The following is an 18,499-nucleotide window of genomic DNA, read 5'->3' on the forward strand; positions in this document are numbered from 1 at the left end:
ATCGGGATAACCCTGAGAACTGTATGTATTTGTCTTTTAAGAACTCTTTGTGATGGAGAAGAGTGAGGAATTGTACAAAAGAATGTTTATTTGTAAACACAAATGATAATTGAACTCATTTGTGTTTATGGTCTTGAAGGGTAAAGTGCCGAAATTTCAGTGGGATAAAGAGATGTAAAGATGGAGGGCTTTCGCCCTCCTGTTTCATTTAGCGAACAAATGCTCCGCGTGGAAGCGGAGATGGTCCTCTATCCAGGACGCAATGAAATAGTAACTGTGGTCATGACCTTCCTGAATGCGCAGGGTCAGCGGCCAGCTTTTTAGCCGCGCCACTTCCGCCAGTACGGCGGGCTGCAGCTGATTCGCCAGGAACTGATCCGCATCACCCTGATCGATTAGGGTCGGGATGGCGTCTTGCGACTGGCTGGCCTGCATCAGCGCACAGCTGTCCCACTCCTGCCAGGTGGATTCATCGTTGCCCAGATAGTTCGAAAACGCTTTCTGCCCCCACGGCACCTGCGTCGGGTTTACGATAGGCGCAAACGCGGAGACGCTGGTGAACGTCCCAGGATTTTTCAGCGCCAGAATCAACGCCCCGTGGCCGCCCATGGAGTGTCCGCTGATCGCCGCGCGATCGCTCACGGCAAACTGCGCTTTGATAAGAGTGGGCAGTTCTTCGCGGATATAATCGTACATCCGGTAGTGGCTGGCCCATGGCTCCTGGGTGGCATTCAGGTAGAAACCCGCACCTTTACCGAGATCGTATCCGGCATCGTCCGCGACATCATCGCCGCGCGGGCTGGTGTCAGGCATCACCAGCGCAATGCCTAACTCAGCGGCAACGCGCTGTGCGCCCGCTTTGGTGGTGAAGTTTTCGTCGTTGCAGGTCAGGCCGGAAAGCCAGTACAGCACCGGCGGTTTAACGTTATCTGCCGTCGGCGGCAGAAAAATGCTGAAGGTCATAGTGCAGTTCAGAGTGTTGGAGTCGTGGCGCCAGCGCTGCTGCCGACCTTCAAAACAACGGTGCTCTTCGAGCAGTTCCATGCAAGGCTCCTGATAAGTATTGATATTCACTCAATCCATAATACAGATTATTCATTCACCTGTGAGCAACTTTCACTTCCGCATTAAGTCGAGATGTTGCATCATGAATTAACTAAATTTTAACAATCGGGGCGATCATGGCGCTGCGTATCGCGCTCAGCGGATTTGTGGTTTTAGTGGTGGCGATGGGGATAGGGCGCTTTGCTTTTACCCCTCAGGTTCCGCTGATGATTGCGGCCGGGCAACTGACGCTGACCAGCGCCGGACTGGTGGCCGCCATGAACTATCTGGGCTATTTAGTCGGCGCGTGGGATGCCATGCGCGCGCACCGGTTTGTTGAAGGGCGTTTGTACCTCGGGATTTTCGGCGGGGTGGCGCTGACGCTGCTGTCAGCTGTCGCGGATAACGCCGTTGTTCACGGCCTGATCCGCTTCGTCATTGGCTGCATGAGCGGCTGGTCGATGGTGCTGATCGCGGCGTGGACCAACGAACGTCTGGCTCATTTCGGTAAGCCGGGGCTGAGCGCCGCGGTGTTCGCCGGGCCGGGGGCGGGGATTGCCTTAAGCGGCCTGCTGGCGGTCTATATTCAGGCGCGCTCGCTCTCCGCCGGTGCGGCGTGGCAGATTTACGGCGTGCTGGCGTTGATTTTGATTGTGCTGGTGGCGCGCTATCTCCCGCGCGGCGGGCAGTTGCATCGCCCCGGGACCGCGCCGGAGCCGCTGGTGCTGACCACCGATCTACGTCGTCTGGTCTGGAGCTACAGCCTCGCCGGTTTTGGCTACATTTTGCCGGCGACCTTTTTATCGCAAATGGCCGCGGTACGCTTTCCCGGCAGCCTGTTTGCGCAGTTTGTCTGGCCGGTGTTTGGTGCGGCGTCCGTCGCCGGGATTGCGCTGAGTATCGCATTGCGTCACGTCTCGACCTCGAACCGTCGCCTGTCGATGGTCCTGTGGTTGCAGGGGCTGGGTGTGTTTGCCGCCTGGCTGATGCCGGGAATCGGTGGCCTGGTGACCGGCGCGCTGCTGGTCGGCGGCGGGTTCCTGTGCGCCGTTCAGCTGTCGCTGCTGTGCGGGCGTGAACTGGCGCCGAATCACACGCGCTACATGGCCGGATTACTGACCACCGGGTATGCGCTGGGCCAATTAGTGGGTCCGGTGACGTCAGCGTTATCGACGTGGCTGACCCATCAGCTTGAACCGGCGCTGGGCCTGGCGGGCGTGGCGCTGTTCGTCGGCGGGTGGCTGGTCTGGGATCGTCAGGCCGAAAGGCTGCAACAATTGCAATAATTATCGCCGTGAATACTGGATTATGTGCGTCACCTCACGCACAATGAGCGCACACTTTTGCTTCAAAGAGGGCAAAAGGCAGCCACACCTGCAGGAGAAAAATAATGCCATCACTCAGTAAAGAAGCCGCTCTCGTTCACGAAGCGCTGGTTGCGCGTGGTCTCGAAACCCCGCTGCGCCCGCCCGTTAATGAACTGGACAAAGAAACACGCAAACGTCTTATTTCCGGGCACATGACCGAGATCATGCAGTTGCTGAATCTCGATCTGAGCGATGACAGCCTGATGGAAACGCCGAATCGCATTGCAAAAATGTATGTCGATGAGATTTTCTCCGGCCTGGATTACGCCAACTTCCCAAAAATCACCGTCATCGAAAACAAGATGAAGGTGGATGAAATGGTGACCGTGCGCGATATCACCCTGACCAGCACCTGCGAACACCACTTCGTGACCATCGACGGGAAAGCCACCGTGGCCTATATCCCGAAAGATACGGTGATTGGTCTGTCGAAGATCAACCGCATCGTGCAGTTCTTCGCCCAGCGTCCGCAGGTGCAGGAACGTCTGACCCAGCAGATCCTGACGGCGCTGCAAACGCTGCTGGGCACCAACAATGTGGCTGTATCTATTGATGCCGTCCATTATTGCGTGAAAGCGCGTGGCGTTCGCGATGCGACCAGCGCGACCACCACCACCTCGCTGGGTGGACTGTTCAAGTCCAGCCAGAACACTCGCCAGGAGTTTCTGCGCGCCGTGCGTCACCACAACTAATCACAGGGCAGGATAAATGGAGCGTAATGTCACGCTGGATTTTGTACGTGGCGTGGCCATTCTCGGTATCCTGCTGCTGAATATCGCCGCCTTTGGTCTGCCCAAGGCGGCGTATCTCAATCCTGCCTGGTATGGCGAGATCACCCGCAGCGACGCCTGGACCTGGGCGATCCTCGACCTTTTCGCACAGGTTAAATTCCTCACCCTCTTTGCACTCCTCTTCGGCGCAGGGCTACAGCTGCTGCTCAAACGCGGCAAGCGCTGGATCCAGTCGCGCCTGACGCTGCTGGTGCTGCTCGGTTTTATCCACGGTCTCTTTTTCTGGGACGGCGATATTCTGCTGGCTTATGGATTAGTCGGCCTGATTTGCTGGCGCATGATCCGCGACGCGCACGACGTGAAAAACCTGTTTAACACCGGCGTCATTCTGTATCTCATTGGTATCGGTGTGCTGGTGCTGCTGGGGATGATCTCCGGCGGGGCAACCAACCGTTCGTGGATACCGGATGCGGCGAACCTGCAGTATGAGCAGTTCTGGAAGCTCAAAGGCGGCGTTGAAGCCATCAGCAATCGCGCCGATATGCTCGGCGATAACCTGATTGCGCTCGGCGCGCAGTACGGCTGGCAGCTGGCAGGAATGATGCTGATGGGCGCGGCCCTGATGCGCACCGGCTGGCTGAAAGGGGAGTTTAGTCTCGCCCATTACCGCCGCACGGGCGTGATTCTGGTGCTGGTGGGGGTGATCATTAATCTTCCCGCCGTCGTCGCGCAGTGGGTGCTGGACTGGGACTACCGCTGGTGTGCGTTCCTGTTACAGGCCCCGCGTGAGCTGGGCGCACCGTTCCAGACCATCGGCTACGCAGCGCTGATTTATGGCTTCTGGCCGCAGCTCGCGCGCTTCAGGCTGGTGGCTGCCGTGGCCTGCGTTGGGCGCATGGCGCTGAGCAATTACCTGCTGCAAACCCTGATCTGCACCACGCTTTTCTATCGGTTCGGCCTGTTTATGAAATTCGACCGACTCCAGCTGCTGGCGTTTGTTATTCCGGTCTGGGCAGTGAACATGGTGTTTTCCGTCATCTGGCTGCGCTTTTTCCGTCAGGGACCGCTGGAATGGCTGTGGCGTCAATTAACCGCACGTGCTGCAGGTGTATCATTGAGTAATACATCCAGATAACGATCTGGATCACAATCATTAACAAAACGGATGTAAACGTTTTCATCTGTGTGACCTTCTTCACGTAGTCCCCTCTTCGTCACTGCCAGAATAGCCTCCTTGCTAAACACAGGGGGTGTCTGTGAGTTGCTGCAATCCATTTAAGGATGGTGAATATGATCACCATTCGTGACGTAGCCCGCATCGCGGGTGTTTCTGTTGCTACCGTCTCACGCGTGCTGAACAACAGCGCGCTGGTCAGCCCTGAAACGCGTGAAACCGTGATGAAAGCGGTGACGCAGCTTGGCTATCGGCCCAACGCCAATGCGCAGGCGCTCGCCACCCAGGTGAGCGACACCATCGGCGTGGTGGTGATGGATGTGTCGGATGCCTTCTTTGGCGCGCTGGTGAAAGCCGTGGACGTTGTCGCCCAGCAGCACCACAAATATGTGCTGATCGGTAACAGCTATCACGAGGCTGAAAAAGAGCGTCATGCCATTGAGGTGCTGATTCGCCAGCGATGTAACGCCCTGATTGTCCACTCAAAAGCTCTCAGCGATGAAGAGCTGGCCGGGTTTATGGATCAGATCCCCGGTATGGTTCTGATTAACCGCGTGGTGCCGGGCTACGCCCATCGCTGCGTGACGCTGGATAACGTCAGCGGGGCGATGATGGCGACGCGCATGCTGCTCAATAACGGCCATCAGCGCATCGGCTATCTCGCCTCCAGTCACCATATTGAAGATGACGATATGCGTCGGGAAGGGTGGCAAAACGCCCTGAAAGAGGCCGGGATTGTGCCGTCCGACAGCTGGATTGGCACCGGATCGCCGGACATGCCGGGAGGGGAGGCCGCAATGGTCGAGCTACTCGGGCGTAACCTGCAGCTGACCGCCGTCTTTGCCTACAACGACAGCATGGCCGCCGGGGCGCTGACCGCGCTGAAAGACAACGGCATTGCGGTGCCGCAGCATCTGTCATTGATTGGTTTTGATGATATTCCGATAGCCCGTTACACGGATCCGCAGCTTACCACCGTGCGTTACCCGATTGCGTCAATGGCCCGACTGGCGACGGAGCTGGCGTTACAGGGGGCCGCAGGGCAGCAGGATGTGAGCGCAACACACTGTTTCATGCCGACTTTAGTGCGTCGTCATTCAGTGGCTGTTAAGCAAATTGTGGCTCCGATCACTAACTGATTACATCGGGCGATGTAACCGTTTTCAATCTGTGAGTAAATTCACAGTATCTTAACAAGCCGCTGACTATGATGTCAGCGTTTTAGGAGCTGAAACGCTATGTAACGGTGATTAATCACTTTCACTATAGCTAAAGTGCCCCAAACGACAAATAAAACGCATTACTGGAGCGTTACCGAACACGGAAGATAGAAATTTTATAAGTGAACTTCGGCTGTCAGTAACGTTTTGTTAACACCTGCCCGCCGACCGTTATTCACAAGAACTACCCTGCATAAAAAAAACCGGAGATACCATGAATAAGAAGGTGTTGACTCTGTCTGCTGTTATGGCAAGCATGCTTTTTGGTGCGGCTGCGCACGCTGCGGATACCCGTATTGGTGTGACAATCTATAAATACGACGACAACTTTATGTCTGTTGTGCGTAAAGCGATCGAGAAAGATGCTAAAGCAGCGCCAGACGTTCAGCTGCTGATGAATGACTCCCAGAACGACCAGTCCAAACAGAACGACCAGATCGACGTTCTGCTGGCGAAAGGCGTGAAAGCACTGGCTATCAACCTGGTTGACCCAGCGGCAGCAGGTACCGTGATTGAGAAAGCGCGCGGCCAGAATGTGCCAATCGTCTTCTTCAACAAAGAGCCTTCCCGCAAAGCGCTGGACAGCTATGACAAAGCCTTCTACGTCGGTACTGACTCTAAAGAGTCCGGTATTATTCAGGGCGATCTGATCGCGAAACACTGGGCAGCGAACCCGAACTGGGACCTGAACAAAGACGGTCAAATTCAGTTCGTGCTGCTGAAAGGCGAGCCGGGCCATCCGGATGCTGAAGCACGTACTACTTATGTTATCAAAGAGCTGAACGACAAAGGTCTGAAAACTCAGCAGCTGGCGTTAGACACCGCAATGTGGGATACCGCTCAGGCGAAAGATAAGATGGACGCGTGGCTGTCTGGCCCGAACGCTAACAAAATCGAAGTGGTTATTGCCAACAACGATGCGATGGCAATGGGTGCGGTTGAAGCGCTGAAAGCACACAACAAATCTTCTATTCCGGTCTTCGGCGTGGATGCACTGCCAGAAGCGCTGGCCCTGGTGAAATCTGGCGCAATGGCCGGTACCGTGCTGAACGATGCCAACAACCAGGCTAAAGCCACCTTCGATCTGGCGAAAAACCTGGCCGACGGCAAAGGTGCGGCTGATGGCACTACCTGGAAAATCGAGAACAAAATTGTTCGCGTACCTTACGTGGGCGTAGACCAGTCAAACCTGGCTGAGTTTATCGGTAAATAAGTTTATTGCCTGTTCTCACAGGGCGCAATTCGTTGCGCCCTTTTATAACGCGATATGCGAGGCCGTCAAGGTATAATTATGGTCAGCACAAATACTCAGTCGTCAGGCGAATTCTTGTTAGAAATGAGCAGTATTAACAAGTCCTTCCCCGGCGTTAAGGCTCTCGATAATGTTAATTTAAAAGTGCGTCCTCACTCTATTCACGCGTTGATGGGGGAGAACGGTGCGGGTAAATCGACATTATTAAAATGCCTTTTTGGGATCTACCAAAAAGATTCTGGTAGCATTCTTTTTCAGGGGAAAGAGATCGACTTCCATTCCGCCAAAGAAGCACTGGAGAATGGGATTTCGATGGTACACCAGGAATTAAACCTGGTGCTTCAGCGTTCTGTTATGGACAATATGTGGCTGGGTCGTTATCCGACCAAAGGCGTATTTGTCGATCAGGACAAAATGTATCGTGACACCAAAGCGATTTTTGACGAACTGGATATTGATATTGACCCGCGCGCCCGCGTAGGCACTTTATCCGTTTCACAAATGCAGATGATTGAAATTGCCAAGGCCTTCTCCTATAACGCGAAAATCGTGATTATGGATGAGCCGACGTCATCACTCACGGAAAAAGAGGTGAATCACCTTTTCACTATTATCCGTAAGCTGAAAGAGCGTGGCTGTGGCATCGTCTATATCTCGCATAAAATGGAAGAGATCTTCCAGCTGTGCGATGAGATCACCATCCTGCGTGACGGTCAGTGGATCACCACTCAGCCGCTCGAAGGGCTGGATATGGACAAGATCATCGCCATGATGGTTGGTCGCTCCCTGAACCAGCGCTTCCCGGACAAAGAGAACAAGCCGGGTGAAGTGATCCTCGAAGTGCGTAATCTGACGTCTCTGCGCCAGCCTTCCATTCGTGATGTCTCCTTCGACCTGCACAAGGGCGAAATTCTGGGCATCGCCGGTCTGGTCGGGGCGAAACGTACCGATATCGTGGAAACCTTATTTGGTATCCGCGAAAAATCTGACGGCACTATTACGCTGCACGGTAAGCGCATTAATAACCATAACGCCAACGAAGCGATTAACCACGGTTTTGCCCTGGTAACAGAAGAGCGTCGCTCAACGGGGATTTATGCTTATCTGGATATTAACTTTAACTCGTTAATCTCCAACATTCGTAATTACAAAAATAAGATGGGTCTGCTGGATACCTCCCGCATGAAAAGCGATACCCAGTGGGTTATCGACTCCATGCGTGTAAAAACACCAGGGCATCAGACACAAATCGGTTCACTTTCCGGCGGTAACCAGCAGAAGGTTATTATTGGTCGCTGGTTATTAACCCAACCAGAAATTTTAATGCTTGATGAACCGACGCGCGGTATCGACGTAGGTGCAAAATTTGAAATCTATCAGCTGATTGCTGAACTGGCTAAAAAGAATAAAGGGATCATTATTATTTCTTCCGAAATGCCGGAATTGTTAGGGATCACAGATCGTATTCTGGTCATGAGCAATGGTCTCGTTGCCGGAATTGTTGACACCAAAACGACAACGCAAAACGAAATTCTCCGTCTTGCGTCTTTGCACCTTTAAGATCAGGGGCTCCTCATGAGTGCGTTAAATAAAAAAAGTTTTCTCACTTATCTGAAAGAGGGCGGTATTTACGTCGTTCTTTTAGTATTGCTGGCCATTATTATTTTCCAGGACCCTACGTTCTTAAGTTTGCTTAACTTGAGTAACATTCTGACCCAGTCCTCGGTGCGTATCATCATCGCACTCGGCGTGGCAGGGCTGATTGTGACTCAGGGTACGGACCTGTCAGCCGGGCGTCAGGTTGGTCTGGCTGCGGTTGTCGCGGCAACACTTTTGCAGTCGATGGAAAACGCCAACAAGGTGTTCCCGGAAATGGCGACCATGCCGATTATCGTGGTTGTGCTGATCGTCTGCGTGGTCGGTGCCATTATCGGTCTGATCAACGGGATTATCATCGCCTACCTGAACGTGACGCCGTTTATCACCACCCTGGGCACGATGATTATCGTTTACGGTATCAACTCCCTGTACTACGACTTCGTGGGTGCATCTCCGATTTCGGGCTTCGACAGCGGCTTCTCGACCTTCGCGCAAGGCTTTGTGGCGCTGGGCAGTTTCCGACTGTCCTACATCACCTTCTACGCGCTGATCGCCGTGGCGTTCGTCTGGGTGCTGTGGAACAAAACGCGCTTCGGTAAAAATATCTTCGCTATCGGCGGTAACCCGGAAGCAGCGAAAGTGTCAGGCGTGAACGTGGCCCTGAACCTGCTGATGATTTATGCCCTGTCTGGCGTGTTCTATGCCTTCGGCGGTTTGCTGGAAGCGGGGCGTATCGGCTCAGCGACCAACAACCTCGGCTTTATGTACGAGCTGGATGCGATCGCAGCCTGCGTGGTGGGCGGTGTGTCCTTCAGCGGTGGTGTGGGTACGGTGGTGGGCGTGGTGACGGGTGTGATTATCTTCACCGTTATCAACTACGGTTTGACTTACATCGGCGTGAACCCGTACTGGCAGTACATTATTAAAGGCGCGATTATTATCTTCGCGGTAGCGCTGGATTCACTGAAGTACGCGCGTAAGAAGTAATATTTAGCAATGTAAGTTATGAAGCATCACAGGTTGTTCCGTTCACCTTAAGATTGGCAGAATATTAAACCGACATAACCTGTGAACGTGACAAGGGGGCTGCGCGGCCCCCTTGTCAATCCCCGCGCCCCGCCATGAAATCGGTGCTTCGCACTGCGCTCACCTCCCGGCCATCTGCCTGCGGTCGGCTCGACTCGTGATTACTCGTCCCATCCATGGGACTCGCCCCTACGGGGCCAGCGCAAGCGCTGTTCAAAATTGCTCCCGGCAATTTTGTCCTGTCTCGTTTCGCCTCTGGCCGCCATCCCTGGCGTCCAGCCCTTGTCATCCGGCCTCCGGTTCGCCGATTTCTGCGGGGACCCACACCGGTGCCACATTCAGGCGGTTGTGAAGCTGGAGGGATCGGAAGTCCGGCTGAAAATCGCCGAAGCGTTTCCTGGAGGCCGGGTCGAGGCGCAGGGAAGCGCCGAGAGGGTGCGACCTGCATGGATGCAGGATCGCGCCCGACCCGAAAGCCGCAAGGAATAAGCTGAGGGCACCGCGAAGCGGCGATTTTCCTGGCCGGGAGCCGGGATTGTTAAGGGGGCGGCGGTAGCCCCCTTAACACGTTCACCGCAGAGAGGCGAACAGGAAGCAGCGAACTAATAGTGAACGGAACAATTCCACTTTTTCCACATAGGAGTAAAGCCAAAGAAAATGACTTATTTCTTCTCTTTCTTCTGCAATTCCAGCAACTGCTCCGGCGTCACCGCCGGATAATCCTGCGCATCCTCTGGCACCTGATGCATTGCCGGAATCGGTACCAGCGGCCCTAAAAACCGCGGTTCACGCTTGAACAGATAAAGATCCGCCAGCGCCCCGAAGCGTGCACCAAACTCACGCACGCGAACGCTCCACATGTCTTTCGGAGAAGGCACCGCATAGCACTGGGCCTGAATGCCCATATGCAGCGCGATAAACAGCGCGCGCTCGCAATGGAAGCGCTGAGTGATGATGATAAAATCGTTAGTATCGAAGACCTTACGTGTACGGACGATGGAATCCAGGGTGCGGAACCCGGCATAGTCGAGCACGATATCTGCCGGATCGACGCCTGCGGCAATCAAATCTTTGCGCATGGTCATCGGCTCGTTATAGCTCTGCAGGGCGTTATCCCCGCTCAGCAGCAGGTAATTAACCTTGCCGCTGTTGTAGGCGTTCAGCGCGCCCTGAATGCGGTAGCGGTAATACTGGTTAATCACGCCGGTACGATAATATTTGGCGGTGCCCAGCACCACGCCGACCTGCCGATAAGGCAAATCCTGCAGATCGTCAAAGATATAGGGGGCGGTTTTCCAGCTCATCCAGCGGTCGAGGCCGAGCACCGTCAACAGCAGAATGCCGACCAGGACAAACAGGCTGTAAAACACGCGCTTTAACATGAAGATGGCTCGTTCCGTGGAGGGAAATTTTACTCAGGCTACTTTACCCGCCTGGTAAGCGCAAGAAACAGCGGTTTGATTGGGGGGATTTTCATCAGCAGGGCGGGCATTTCTGCCCGCACAGGAGAATCAGGCCAGAAGCTGACGGTCGATACTGGTGCAGCCCAGCGCTTTCAGCGTGGCGGCGGTGGCGTCCCACTGGATCAGCGGCGCATCGGCAATTTCAGCCAGAATCGCGCGCTGGATATCCGGATAGTCGTACCCGTTCAGGCTCAGCAGGTTCAGCGCGCCTTGCAGCGGAGGCAGCGTCGGGTTGAAGGCGGCGTTTTCCGCATAGCTCCCGGAGAAGATGTTGCCATCACGCAGTTCCAGCGCCACGCCGCTTGGCGATTTGCTGTACGGGGTGTGGCTTTTGTTCGCCGCCTTGATCGCCGCTTGTGCCAGCGCATCGCCGGTCAGGGCGTAGCCGTGATCCTGTTCGTCCATCAGCAGGGTTTTAATATCCAGATCTTTCGGACCGAAGGCGTCCGGCAGGTAGTCGCCCAGCGTGTGCGGCTCGCGACCCGGCAGGTTGATACGCAGCTGCAGCCCGCTGTTCAGCTCATTCATGAACTGACGGCAGTGGCCGCAAGGGGTGTAGTTCACGGTGATGGCCTGCAGCGCTTTTTCACCGCGCAGCCAGGCATGGCTGATGGCGCTTTGCTCCGCGTGGACGGTCTGTTGCATGGTCGCACCCAGGAACTCCATGTTCCCGCCGAAATACCAGGTCCCGCTCACGCCGCGCGCAATAGCGCCAACGTTGAAATGGGAGAGATCGGCTCTGGCGCAGGCGGCAGCCAGCGGCAGCAGTGCGAAAGCCAGCGCGTCTTCGTCCAGTCCCGTTGCCTGTTTAAGCGTCGTGACCTGCTCCGCAGTCAGCAGGGCGGGGAAGTGCGTATCCGCCAGAACCGGAGCCAGGGCTGATTGCAAATTCTCTGCGAGCTGGGCAAAAGCAGTTTGAAAACGTGGGTGCATGGCAATGCCTCATAAAGGTTAATGGATCGGTAGTGTACGGAGCCGATAGCGCTTTATATGTGATCCACTTCTCATTATGTATGCAACTTATGAAAACAAAATGAAATTTGCGCGACGCATCGCAAATTTTAGCCCACCACCGCCAGAATTATCGGGAACAGGAACGGGGCAATCAGCGAGGTCATGATCCCGCAAATCACCAGCGCCAGCGAGCTGAACGCGCCTTCCTGATAGTCCAGCTCGGCGCAGCGCGCAGTGCCCAGGGCGTGCGAGGCCGTCCCCATCGCCAGCCCGCGGGCGGCTTTGGTGTGGATACGCATTAAATTTAGCAGGGTATGACCGAATACCGCGCCCAAAATACCGACAAAAATAACGCACATCGCGCTGATCGCCGGGATCCCGCCGATGCTGCCGCCCACGGCCATCGCAATCGGCGTGGTCACGGATTTCGGCAGAATAGAGGCGGCGATTTGTGGCGATGCGCCCATCAGCAGGGCAACCGAGGTGCCCGTTACCATCGCGACGACGCTGCCGATCAGGCAGATGGTGATGATCGACTTCCAGCGCGCGCGGATTTGGTGCAGCTGTTCATACAGCGGGAAGGCCAGCGCCACCACGGCGGGCTGCAGCAAATCGTTGAGAATTTTGCTGCCCGCGAAATAGCGCTCGTACGGAATCCCCGTCAGCAGCAGGAACGGAATAATCACCACCATCGCCACCAGCAGCGGGTTGAGCAGCGGCATCTTGAAACGCGCGGCAAGTTTTCGTGCGGCAAAAAATACCACTAATGTCAGCGGCAGCGACCACCAGATATTGGCCATCATTTTTGACTTCCTTTCTGCCCAACCACTTTACGTTCGCCATGCACCAGATGCGAACTCCAGCTCACCACCAGGAACACCACCAGCGTACTCACGGCACAGGAAACCAGGATCGGACCGTACTGGGCTTTAAGCAGATCGTAATACTGCATCACCCCGACGCCGATCGGCACAAACAGCAGCGCCATATAGCGGATTAGCACGAAGCAGCCAGGATTGACCCATTTGGCGGGCAGAATTTGCAGCGCCAGCAGTAAAAACAGAATCAGCATGCCGATAATGCTGCCGGGAATAGTGATAGGCAGCAGAGATGAAATAAAAATCCCTGCGTACAGGCAGGCATAAATCAGCACGAACGCGCGCAGGTACTGCCAGATGATATTGAGAGTTTTGCTCATGTGATAGTCCTTGGGGGAACGCATTCATCATACAATTAAACATAGAAACGTGCTACGGATCACAACATGAATTTTGAGCATACCAGACATTCCCTTTTGGAACGTCGGGCGTTTCCATAGGATTCATTGTAAAAGCCTGTCAAAACAGTGTAGTTGCGGTGACTATTTTTGAAGCAGTGATATGATAAATCCACTCTCTTGGACAGGGGCTTTGTATGTCAAATTTCATCTTTTTCAGGAAAGGTACACAGATTTCGACAGTCAGGACAGGCGATACGAATGCCGCATCGCACCTGAAACAGCAGGGCTATGAGCAGGAGTTTGAAGAGATCGAAGCGGCGGATGCCTCAAGCGCGCTGGCGCGTTACCACGACATTAAAAAAGAAGAAGAGCTGAATTTATACGCTTTCGCGACGGGCCCGATTTTTACGGTACTGATTGTGGTCGTTGCCGCAGCAGTGGGCTACCTGGTGATGAGATAGACCTGCGTTAAGATCTTTGCAGGCCACCAGAGAGCGGCTACTATAGCGCCTCTTTTTTCACAGGGTCTACGAATGCGTGTTTTACTGGCACCGATGGAAGGTGTGCTCGACTCCTTAGTGCGCGAGCTGCTGACGGAAGTGAACGATTACGATCTCTGCGTCACCGAGTTTTTGCGGGTGGTCGATATGCTGTTGCCAGTAAAGTCGTTCTATCGACTCTGCCCGGAGCTGCATCGCCAGAGCCGGACCACCTCCGGCACCCTGGTGCGTCTGCAACTGCTGGGGCAATACCCGGAATGGCTGGCGGAGAACGCGGCCCGCGCCGTGGAGCTCGGTTCCTACGGCGTCGATCTCAACTGCGGCTGCCCGTCGAAAATGGTCAATGGCAGCGGCGGCGGTGCGACCTTACTAAAAGATCCTGAGCTGATTTATCGCGGTGCCAAAGCGATGCGCGAAGCGGTGCCCGCTCATCTGCCAGTGACGGTGAAAGTCCGTCTGGGCTGGGACAACGGCGACAGACAGTTTGAAATTGCCGATGCGGTGCAGCAGGCCGGGGCGACGGAGCTTGTCGTTCATGGCCGAACCAAAGATGACGGCTACAAAGCAGAGCGAATTAACTGGCAGGCGATCGGGGAAATCCGCAAGCGTCTGTCGATACCGGTGATCGCCAACGGTGAAATCTGGGACTATGAAAGCGCGCAGGCCTGTATGAAAGAGACGGGCTGTGATTCGGTGATGATCGGTCGCGGCGCGCTGAATATCCCCAACCTTAGCCGGGTGGTGAAGTACAACGAACCGCGTATGCCGTGGCCGGATGTGGTCACACTGCTGCAAAAATACTCGCGTCTGGAAAAGCAGGGCGACACCGGGTTGTATCACGTGGCGCGCATTAAGCAGTGGCTGAGTTACTTACGCAAAGAATATTCTGAGGCGCTGGGGTTGTTTCAGGAGATTCGTACACTGCAAACCTCGGCAGAGATTGCCAGGGTGATCCAGTCCAAATAAGTGTGGCCCGACAGGCGCGCGCCGGTCGGGCAAACCATCAGAAAATCATTTTAAACACGCCGGTTACCACCAGTAAGCCAATCAAGAAAATAATCAGGATAATCCACAGTAGTATCTTCATTCCCTTCTCCCTCGCCATTGAGCTTCAATCACGTAAAGTGTAGCAGCCAGACGGCAGCGGCAAACAATAAGCCATAAGAATGAATATAATTAACTGATTCATATGGTGAATAAATTTCCACGTGTGTGAGTGTGTTTCTAAATACTGGTTGCCACGGGTTACTAAAAAAAAGAAAAGCAGCAGGCGTAATTTGCGTCTTTCTTTTTTAAGTGAATGCGTGATGAAACGTTCAACTCTTGTATTTTTTAGCCTACCTCTCTCTTTATTACTGGTGTCATGCGCGCCAGGCCACGACACGGCGGCCTCGCTGAAACAGCAGGCGCCCGCAACCCAAATCAACACTCAGCTCGCCCATACCCAGTGGCCCAAAAATGAGTGGTGGAAAGATTTCAATGACCCGGAGCTCAATGCCCTGATCGCGAAAGCGCAGGCGGATGCCCCGGATATGCAGATTGCCCATCAGCGCATCGCTCTGGCAGAAGCCCAGGCCAAAATGGCGATGGCCGCCGACGGGCCGCAGATTGATTTCTCCGCCGATGCCGAGCGGCAAAAAATGTCGGCAGAAGGGCTGATGGGCCCGTTTGCCTTCACCGACCCGGCGGCGGGCACCACCGGGCCGTGGTACACCAATGGCACCTTTGGCTTGACCGCTGGCTGGGATCTGGATCTGTGGGGTAAAAACCGCTCAATGGTCGAGGCCAGGATCGGCAAGGTCAACGCGCAGAAAGCTGAGATGGAACAGACCCGCCAGCTGCTCGCCAGCAGCGTCGCGCGCCTGTACTGGGAGTGGCAAACCCAGGCTGCGATAGGCAACGTGCTCACTAACATTAAGCAGGAGCAACAGTCGATCATCGCCGTCGATCGCGAGCTCTACCAGCAGGGCATTAATTCATCCATCCAGGGTGTCGCGACCGACATCAACGCCAGTAAAACCGAAGAGCAGATGGCTGAAGTTCACGGGAAAATGAAAGCCATCGAGGCGCGTCTGCAGGCGCTGACCAATACCTCGACGATGAAACTGACCCCGCACGCACTGCCGAAAACCGAGGCTTCGCTGCCGCCAACGCTTGGCTACGAACTCCTGGCGCGCCGCCCGGATCTGCAGGAAGCGCACTGGTATATCGAAGCGTCCATGAACGACGTGGATGCGGCGAAAGCGGCCTTTTATCCAGACGTTAACCTGATGGCATTCCTGCAACAGGACGCGCTGCACTTAAGCGATCTGTTCCGCTCGTCGGCGCAGCAGATGGGTGTCACCGCAGGGCTCACGCTGCCGATCTTCGACAGCGGACGACTGAACGCGAATCTGGATATCGCCCAGGCGCAGAGCAATTTATCCGTCGCGAATTACAACAAAGCGGTGGTGGATGCGGTGAATCAGGTGGCGCGCACCGCCAGTGAAGTGGATACCCTCATCAATAAAACCCAGCAACAGCAGAAGATCGAAGCCGATACCGCCCGCGTGGTGGCCCAGGCGCAGGCGCGTTTCAACGCCGGGATCATTGCCGGTTCGCGCGTCAGCGAAGTGAAAATTCCGGCCCTGCAGGAGCAAATCGCCGGTCTGACGCTGCAGGGGCAGTATGTTGACGCCACGCTGCAGCTCACCTCCGCGCTCGGCGGCGGGTATCACCACAGCTAAACCCCTGGTTATCTATACTTACCTCTTTGCGATTGTGCGGAGGTAGGTATGGCAGCGACTCAACGCGTGGCAATTGTCACCGCATCGGATTCAGGAATTGGTAAAACCACCGCTCTGCTGCTGGCAGAGCGGGGCTTTGATATCGGCGTGACTTGGCATTCGGATGAAGAGGGGGCGCAGAAAACCTGTCGGGAAATTGAAGCGCTGGGGCGCCGCGCCGAGGCCATTCAGCTGGATTTAAGCCAGTTGCCGCAAGGGGCGAAAGCGATTGAGACGCTGATTGCCCGCTTTGGTCGTCTGGATGCGCTGATCAACAACGCCGGGGCGATGGCCAAAGCGCCGTTTCTCGATATGTCGTTTGATGACTGGCGCGCGATTTTCACCGTGGATGTGGATGGGGCCTTTCTCTGCTCGCAAATCGCCGCCCGGCAGATGGTGAAGCAGGGGCTGGGTGGACGAATCGTCAATGTCACTTCGGTGCATGAACATACGCCGCTTCCCGATGCCAGCGCCTACACGGCGGCAAAACACGCCCTGGGCGGCCTGACCAAATCGATGGCGCTCGAACTGGTACAACATAAAATCTTAGTCAACGCTGTCGCACCCGGAGCCATCGCCACGCCGATGAACGGCATGGACGACAGCGAAGTTGAAGAGGGATCGATGCCAGAGATCCCCCTCGGACGACCGGGGAAAACGCACGAGATCGCAAGCCTGGTCGCGTGGCTCTGCGACACGGATGCCAGCTACACTACCGGGCAATCACTGATTGTCGATGGCGGATTTATGCTGGCGAATCCGCAGTTTAAACCGGCGGGATGAGGCGTTAATCCCGCGCGTTTTCCCGATGTTTCAGCCACAGCCGCCAGGCAACCACTACCACGACCACCAGAATCAGCCAGATCCAGTGCTTCAGATGCTTATCGAAATTATGCAGCCACGGGCCAATCACTTCCCCGCCGACGTATCCGAGGGTGGTAAAAATCAGCGCCCAGGCGATGGCCCCAATAATGTTCAGCGGCAGGAAGATTTTCGGTGGCAGGCGGCTGGCACCAATCAGCAGCGGGCCGATAATGCGAAAGCCGTACATAAACCGGGTGCCGATAACAAACAGATAGGGATGCCGCTGGATCAGCCGCTGGGCGCGGTTGATTTTTTTCTGATGCTTTGAGAAACGTTTGAGCAGGGTGGGACCGAAGCGCAATCCCAGCAAGTAGAGCAGCTGATCGCCAATCATCCCGCCGAGCGCCACGGAGGCGACCACCAGTGGGAAACGGAGCAGCCCCTGATGCGCAACCACTCCCCCGAGAAGCGTAATGGTTTCACCTTCCGCCACGCTGCCAATCACCAGCGCCGCATATCCGTACTGTTCAATCAGACTATTGATATCCATAAGGTCAGCGTTGTCTCCCTCTGTGAACCTCCTTTAAGCATACACCCTGTGAATCAATGGCGCGGCAACCACGACATTTTCCCGTCGCGGCATTTTCGCGGCTGGTCATAAAATAATCTAAAGCTGCATTATACTGAGAGTATCGCCTTGCGGGCCGACAATGAGGGGGCTGTATGAACCATGTCTGGGGGCTTTTTTCCCATCCCGATCGTGAGATGCATGTCATCAGAAGCGAGAACGAAACGGTCGCGCATCACTACACGCACCATGTCCTGCTCATGGCGGCGGTACCGGTGATCTGCGCGTTTATAGGCACAACACAAATCGGCTGGAATTTTGGCGATGGCAACGTCGTGAAGCTCTCCTGGATGACCGGGCTGGCACTGGCGGTGGTCTTCTACGGTCTGATGCTGGCAGGCGTCGCGATAATGGGGCGGGTGATTTACTGGATGGCGCGAAACTATCCGCAGCGTCCGTCGCTTACCCTGTGCATGGTCTTCGCCGGATACGTGGCGACACCGCTGTTTATGAGCGGCATTGTGGCACTCTATCCGCTGGTCTGGTTGTGTGCACTGATAGGGACCATCGCGCTGTTTTACACCGGCTATCTGCTTTACGTAGGGATTCCGACCTTCCTCAATATCAACAAAGAAGAGGGCTTAAGTTTTTCCAGTTCTACCCTCGCCATCGGCGTGCTGGTGCTGGAGGCGCTGCTGGCGCTCACGGTGATCCTCTGGGGTTACGGGTACCGTCTCTTCTGACCAAAATGCATTGCTGGTGTAAATGCCAGCAATGCAGCATCTGTTCATGATTCTCTAGTGGCGACAACTC

Annotated in this window: 19 protein-coding genes; 12 read left to right on the forward strand and 7 right to left on the reverse strand. The window is 55.2% G+C overall.

Annotation, left to right across the window (positions count from 1 at the left end; all coding sequences use genetic code 11):
* Positions 1–204: 204 nt before the first annotated feature.
* Positions 205–1,044, reverse strand: coding sequence for an S-formylglutathione hydrolase (fghA, locus tag QQF33_RS23550; RefSeq protein ID WP_285158699.1), 840 nt, complete (start codon positions 1,042–1,044; stop codon positions 205–207).
* A gap of 137 nt (positions 1,045–1,181) precedes the next feature.
* Between fghA and QQF33_RS23555 the strand changes: the two genes are divergently transcribed.
* From QQF33_RS23555 to mglC, 7 genes are all read left to right on the forward strand, one after another.
* Positions 1,182–2,330 carry a YbfB/YjiJ family MFS transporter gene (locus tag QQF33_RS23555; protein WP_285149294.1) on the forward strand — a complete coding sequence of 383 codons (1,149 nt, stop codon included), beginning with the start codon at positions 1,182–1,184 and terminating at the stop codon, positions 2,328–2,330.
* A gap of 104 nt (positions 2,331–2,434) precedes the next feature.
* Complete coding sequence (gene folE, locus QQF33_RS23560) at positions 2,435–3,103, forward strand: GTP cyclohydrolase I FolE (RefSeq protein ID WP_095282673.1); 669 nt, start codon at positions 2,435–2,437, stop codon at positions 3,101–3,103.
* A gap of 16 nt (positions 3,104–3,119) precedes the next feature.
* Entirely contained in the window at positions 3,120–4,277 is a 1,158-nt protein-coding gene (yeiB, locus tag QQF33_RS23565) for a DUF418 domain-containing protein YeiB (RefSeq protein ID WP_285149295.1), read from the forward strand.
* A 155-nt stretch (positions 4,278–4,432) separates the two neighbouring features.
* A complete protein-coding gene (gene galS / locus QQF33_RS23570) occupies positions 4,433–5,455 on the forward strand; it encodes an HTH-type transcriptional regulator GalS (protein WP_282495091.1) in 1,023 nt (340 codons plus the stop codon).
* 295 nt (positions 5,456–5,750) lie between these two features.
* Positions 5,751–6,749 (forward strand): galactose/glucose ABC transporter substrate-binding protein MglB, encoded by a 999-nt coding sequence (mglB, locus tag QQF33_RS23575; protein WP_010433541.1) that lies wholly within the window; start codon positions 5,751–5,753, stop codon positions 6,747–6,749.
* Between the two features lie 78 nt (positions 6,750–6,827).
* Complete coding sequence (mglA, locus tag QQF33_RS23580; RefSeq protein ID WP_282495089.1) at positions 6,828–8,348, forward strand: galactose/methyl galactoside ABC transporter ATP-binding protein MglA; 1,521 nt, start codon at positions 6,828–6,830, stop codon at positions 8,346–8,348.
* 15 nt (positions 8,349–8,363) lie between these two features.
* Positions 8,364–9,374 carry a galactose/methyl galactoside ABC transporter permease MglC gene (gene mglC / locus QQF33_RS23585; protein WP_100779526.1) on the forward strand — a complete coding sequence of 337 codons (1,011 nt, stop codon included), beginning with the start codon at positions 8,364–8,366 and terminating at the stop codon, positions 9,372–9,374.
* Positions 9,375–10,075: 701 nt separating this feature from the next.
* Here the strand turns inward: mglC and sanA are convergent.
* The 4 genes from sanA to QQF33_RS23605 form a co-directional block, all read right to left on the reverse strand.
* On the reverse strand, positions 10,076–10,795 hold the full coding sequence (sanA, locus tag QQF33_RS23590) for an outer membrane permeability protein SanA (RefSeq protein ID WP_282495088.1): 720 nt from the start codon (positions 10,793–10,795) through the stop codon (positions 10,076–10,078).
* A 129-nt stretch (positions 10,796–10,924) separates the two neighbouring features.
* Entirely contained in the window at positions 10,925–11,809 is an 885-nt protein-coding gene (gene cdd, locus QQF33_RS23595) for a cytidine deaminase (RefSeq protein WP_285158701.1), read from the reverse strand.
* Between the two features lie 128 nt (positions 11,810–11,937).
* Positions 11,938–12,633, reverse strand: coding sequence for a CidB/LrgB family autolysis modulator (locus tag QQF33_RS23600; protein ID WP_285158702.1), 696 nt, complete (start codon positions 12,631–12,633; stop codon positions 11,938–11,940).
* Complete coding sequence (locus QQF33_RS23605) at positions 12,630–13,028, reverse strand: CidA/LrgA family protein (protein WP_282495086.1); 399 nt, start codon at positions 13,026–13,028, stop codon at positions 12,630–12,632. Before QQF33_RS23605 ends, QQF33_RS23600 begins: the two co-directional genes overlap by 4 nt.
* Before the next feature lie 215 nt (positions 13,029–13,243).
* Here QQF33_RS23605 and QQF33_RS23610 point away from each other — a divergent pair, with 215 nt between their 5' ends.
* Both QQF33_RS23610 and dusC read left to right on the forward strand, forming a co-directional pair.
* Entirely contained in the window at positions 13,244–13,510 is a 267-nt protein-coding gene (locus tag QQF33_RS23610; protein WP_285158703.1) for a hypothetical protein, read from the forward strand.
* A 72-nt stretch (positions 13,511–13,582) separates the two neighbouring features.
* On the forward strand, positions 13,583–14,515 hold the full coding sequence (dusC, locus tag QQF33_RS23615) for a tRNA dihydrouridine(16) synthase DusC (protein WP_282495084.1): 933 nt from the start codon (positions 13,583–13,585) through the stop codon (positions 14,513–14,515).
* Between the two features lie 37 nt (positions 14,516–14,552).
* Here the strand turns inward: dusC and yohP are convergent, their stop codons facing one another.
* Complete coding sequence (gene yohP, locus QQF33_RS25970) at positions 14,553–14,636, reverse strand: small membrane protein YohP (protein ID WP_087855921.1); 84 nt, start codon at positions 14,634–14,636, stop codon at positions 14,553–14,555.
* Positions 14,637–14,856: 220 nt separating this feature from the next.
* Between yohP and mdtQ the strand changes: the two genes are divergently transcribed.
* Both mdtQ and QQF33_RS23625 read left to right on the forward strand, forming a co-directional pair.
* Positions 14,857–16,275 carry a multidrug resistance outer membrane protein MdtQ gene (mdtQ, locus tag QQF33_RS23620; RefSeq protein WP_285144044.1) on the forward strand — a complete coding sequence of 473 codons (1,419 nt, stop codon included), beginning with the start codon at positions 14,857–14,859 and terminating at the stop codon, positions 16,273–16,275.
* A 48-nt stretch (positions 16,276–16,323) separates the two neighbouring features.
* Positions 16,324–17,097, forward strand: a complete 774-nt coding sequence (locus QQF33_RS23625; protein ID WP_285158704.1) for an SDR family oxidoreductase — start codon at positions 16,324–16,326, stop codon at positions 17,095–17,097.
* A 4-nt stretch (positions 17,098–17,101) separates the two neighbouring features.
* Here QQF33_RS23625 and QQF33_RS23630 read toward each other — a convergent pair whose 3' ends face one another.
* Complete coding sequence (locus QQF33_RS23630; RefSeq protein ID WP_285144046.1) at positions 17,102–17,668, reverse strand: DedA family protein; 567 nt, start codon at positions 17,666–17,668, stop codon at positions 17,102–17,104.
* 173 nt (positions 17,669–17,841) lie between these two features.
* Here QQF33_RS23630 and QQF33_RS23635 point away from each other — a divergent pair, with 173 nt between their 5' ends.
* A complete protein-coding gene (locus QQF33_RS23635) occupies positions 17,842–18,429 on the forward strand; it encodes a Yip1 family protein (protein ID WP_282495080.1) in 588 nt (195 codons plus the stop codon).
* The last annotated feature ends 70 nt before the right edge of the window (positions 18,430–18,499 follow it).

Source organism: Lelliottia wanjuensis (assembly GCF_030238365.1).
Lineage (GTDB): Bacteria > Pseudomonadota > Gammaproteobacteria > Enterobacterales > Enterobacteriaceae > Enterobacter > Enterobacter wanjuensis.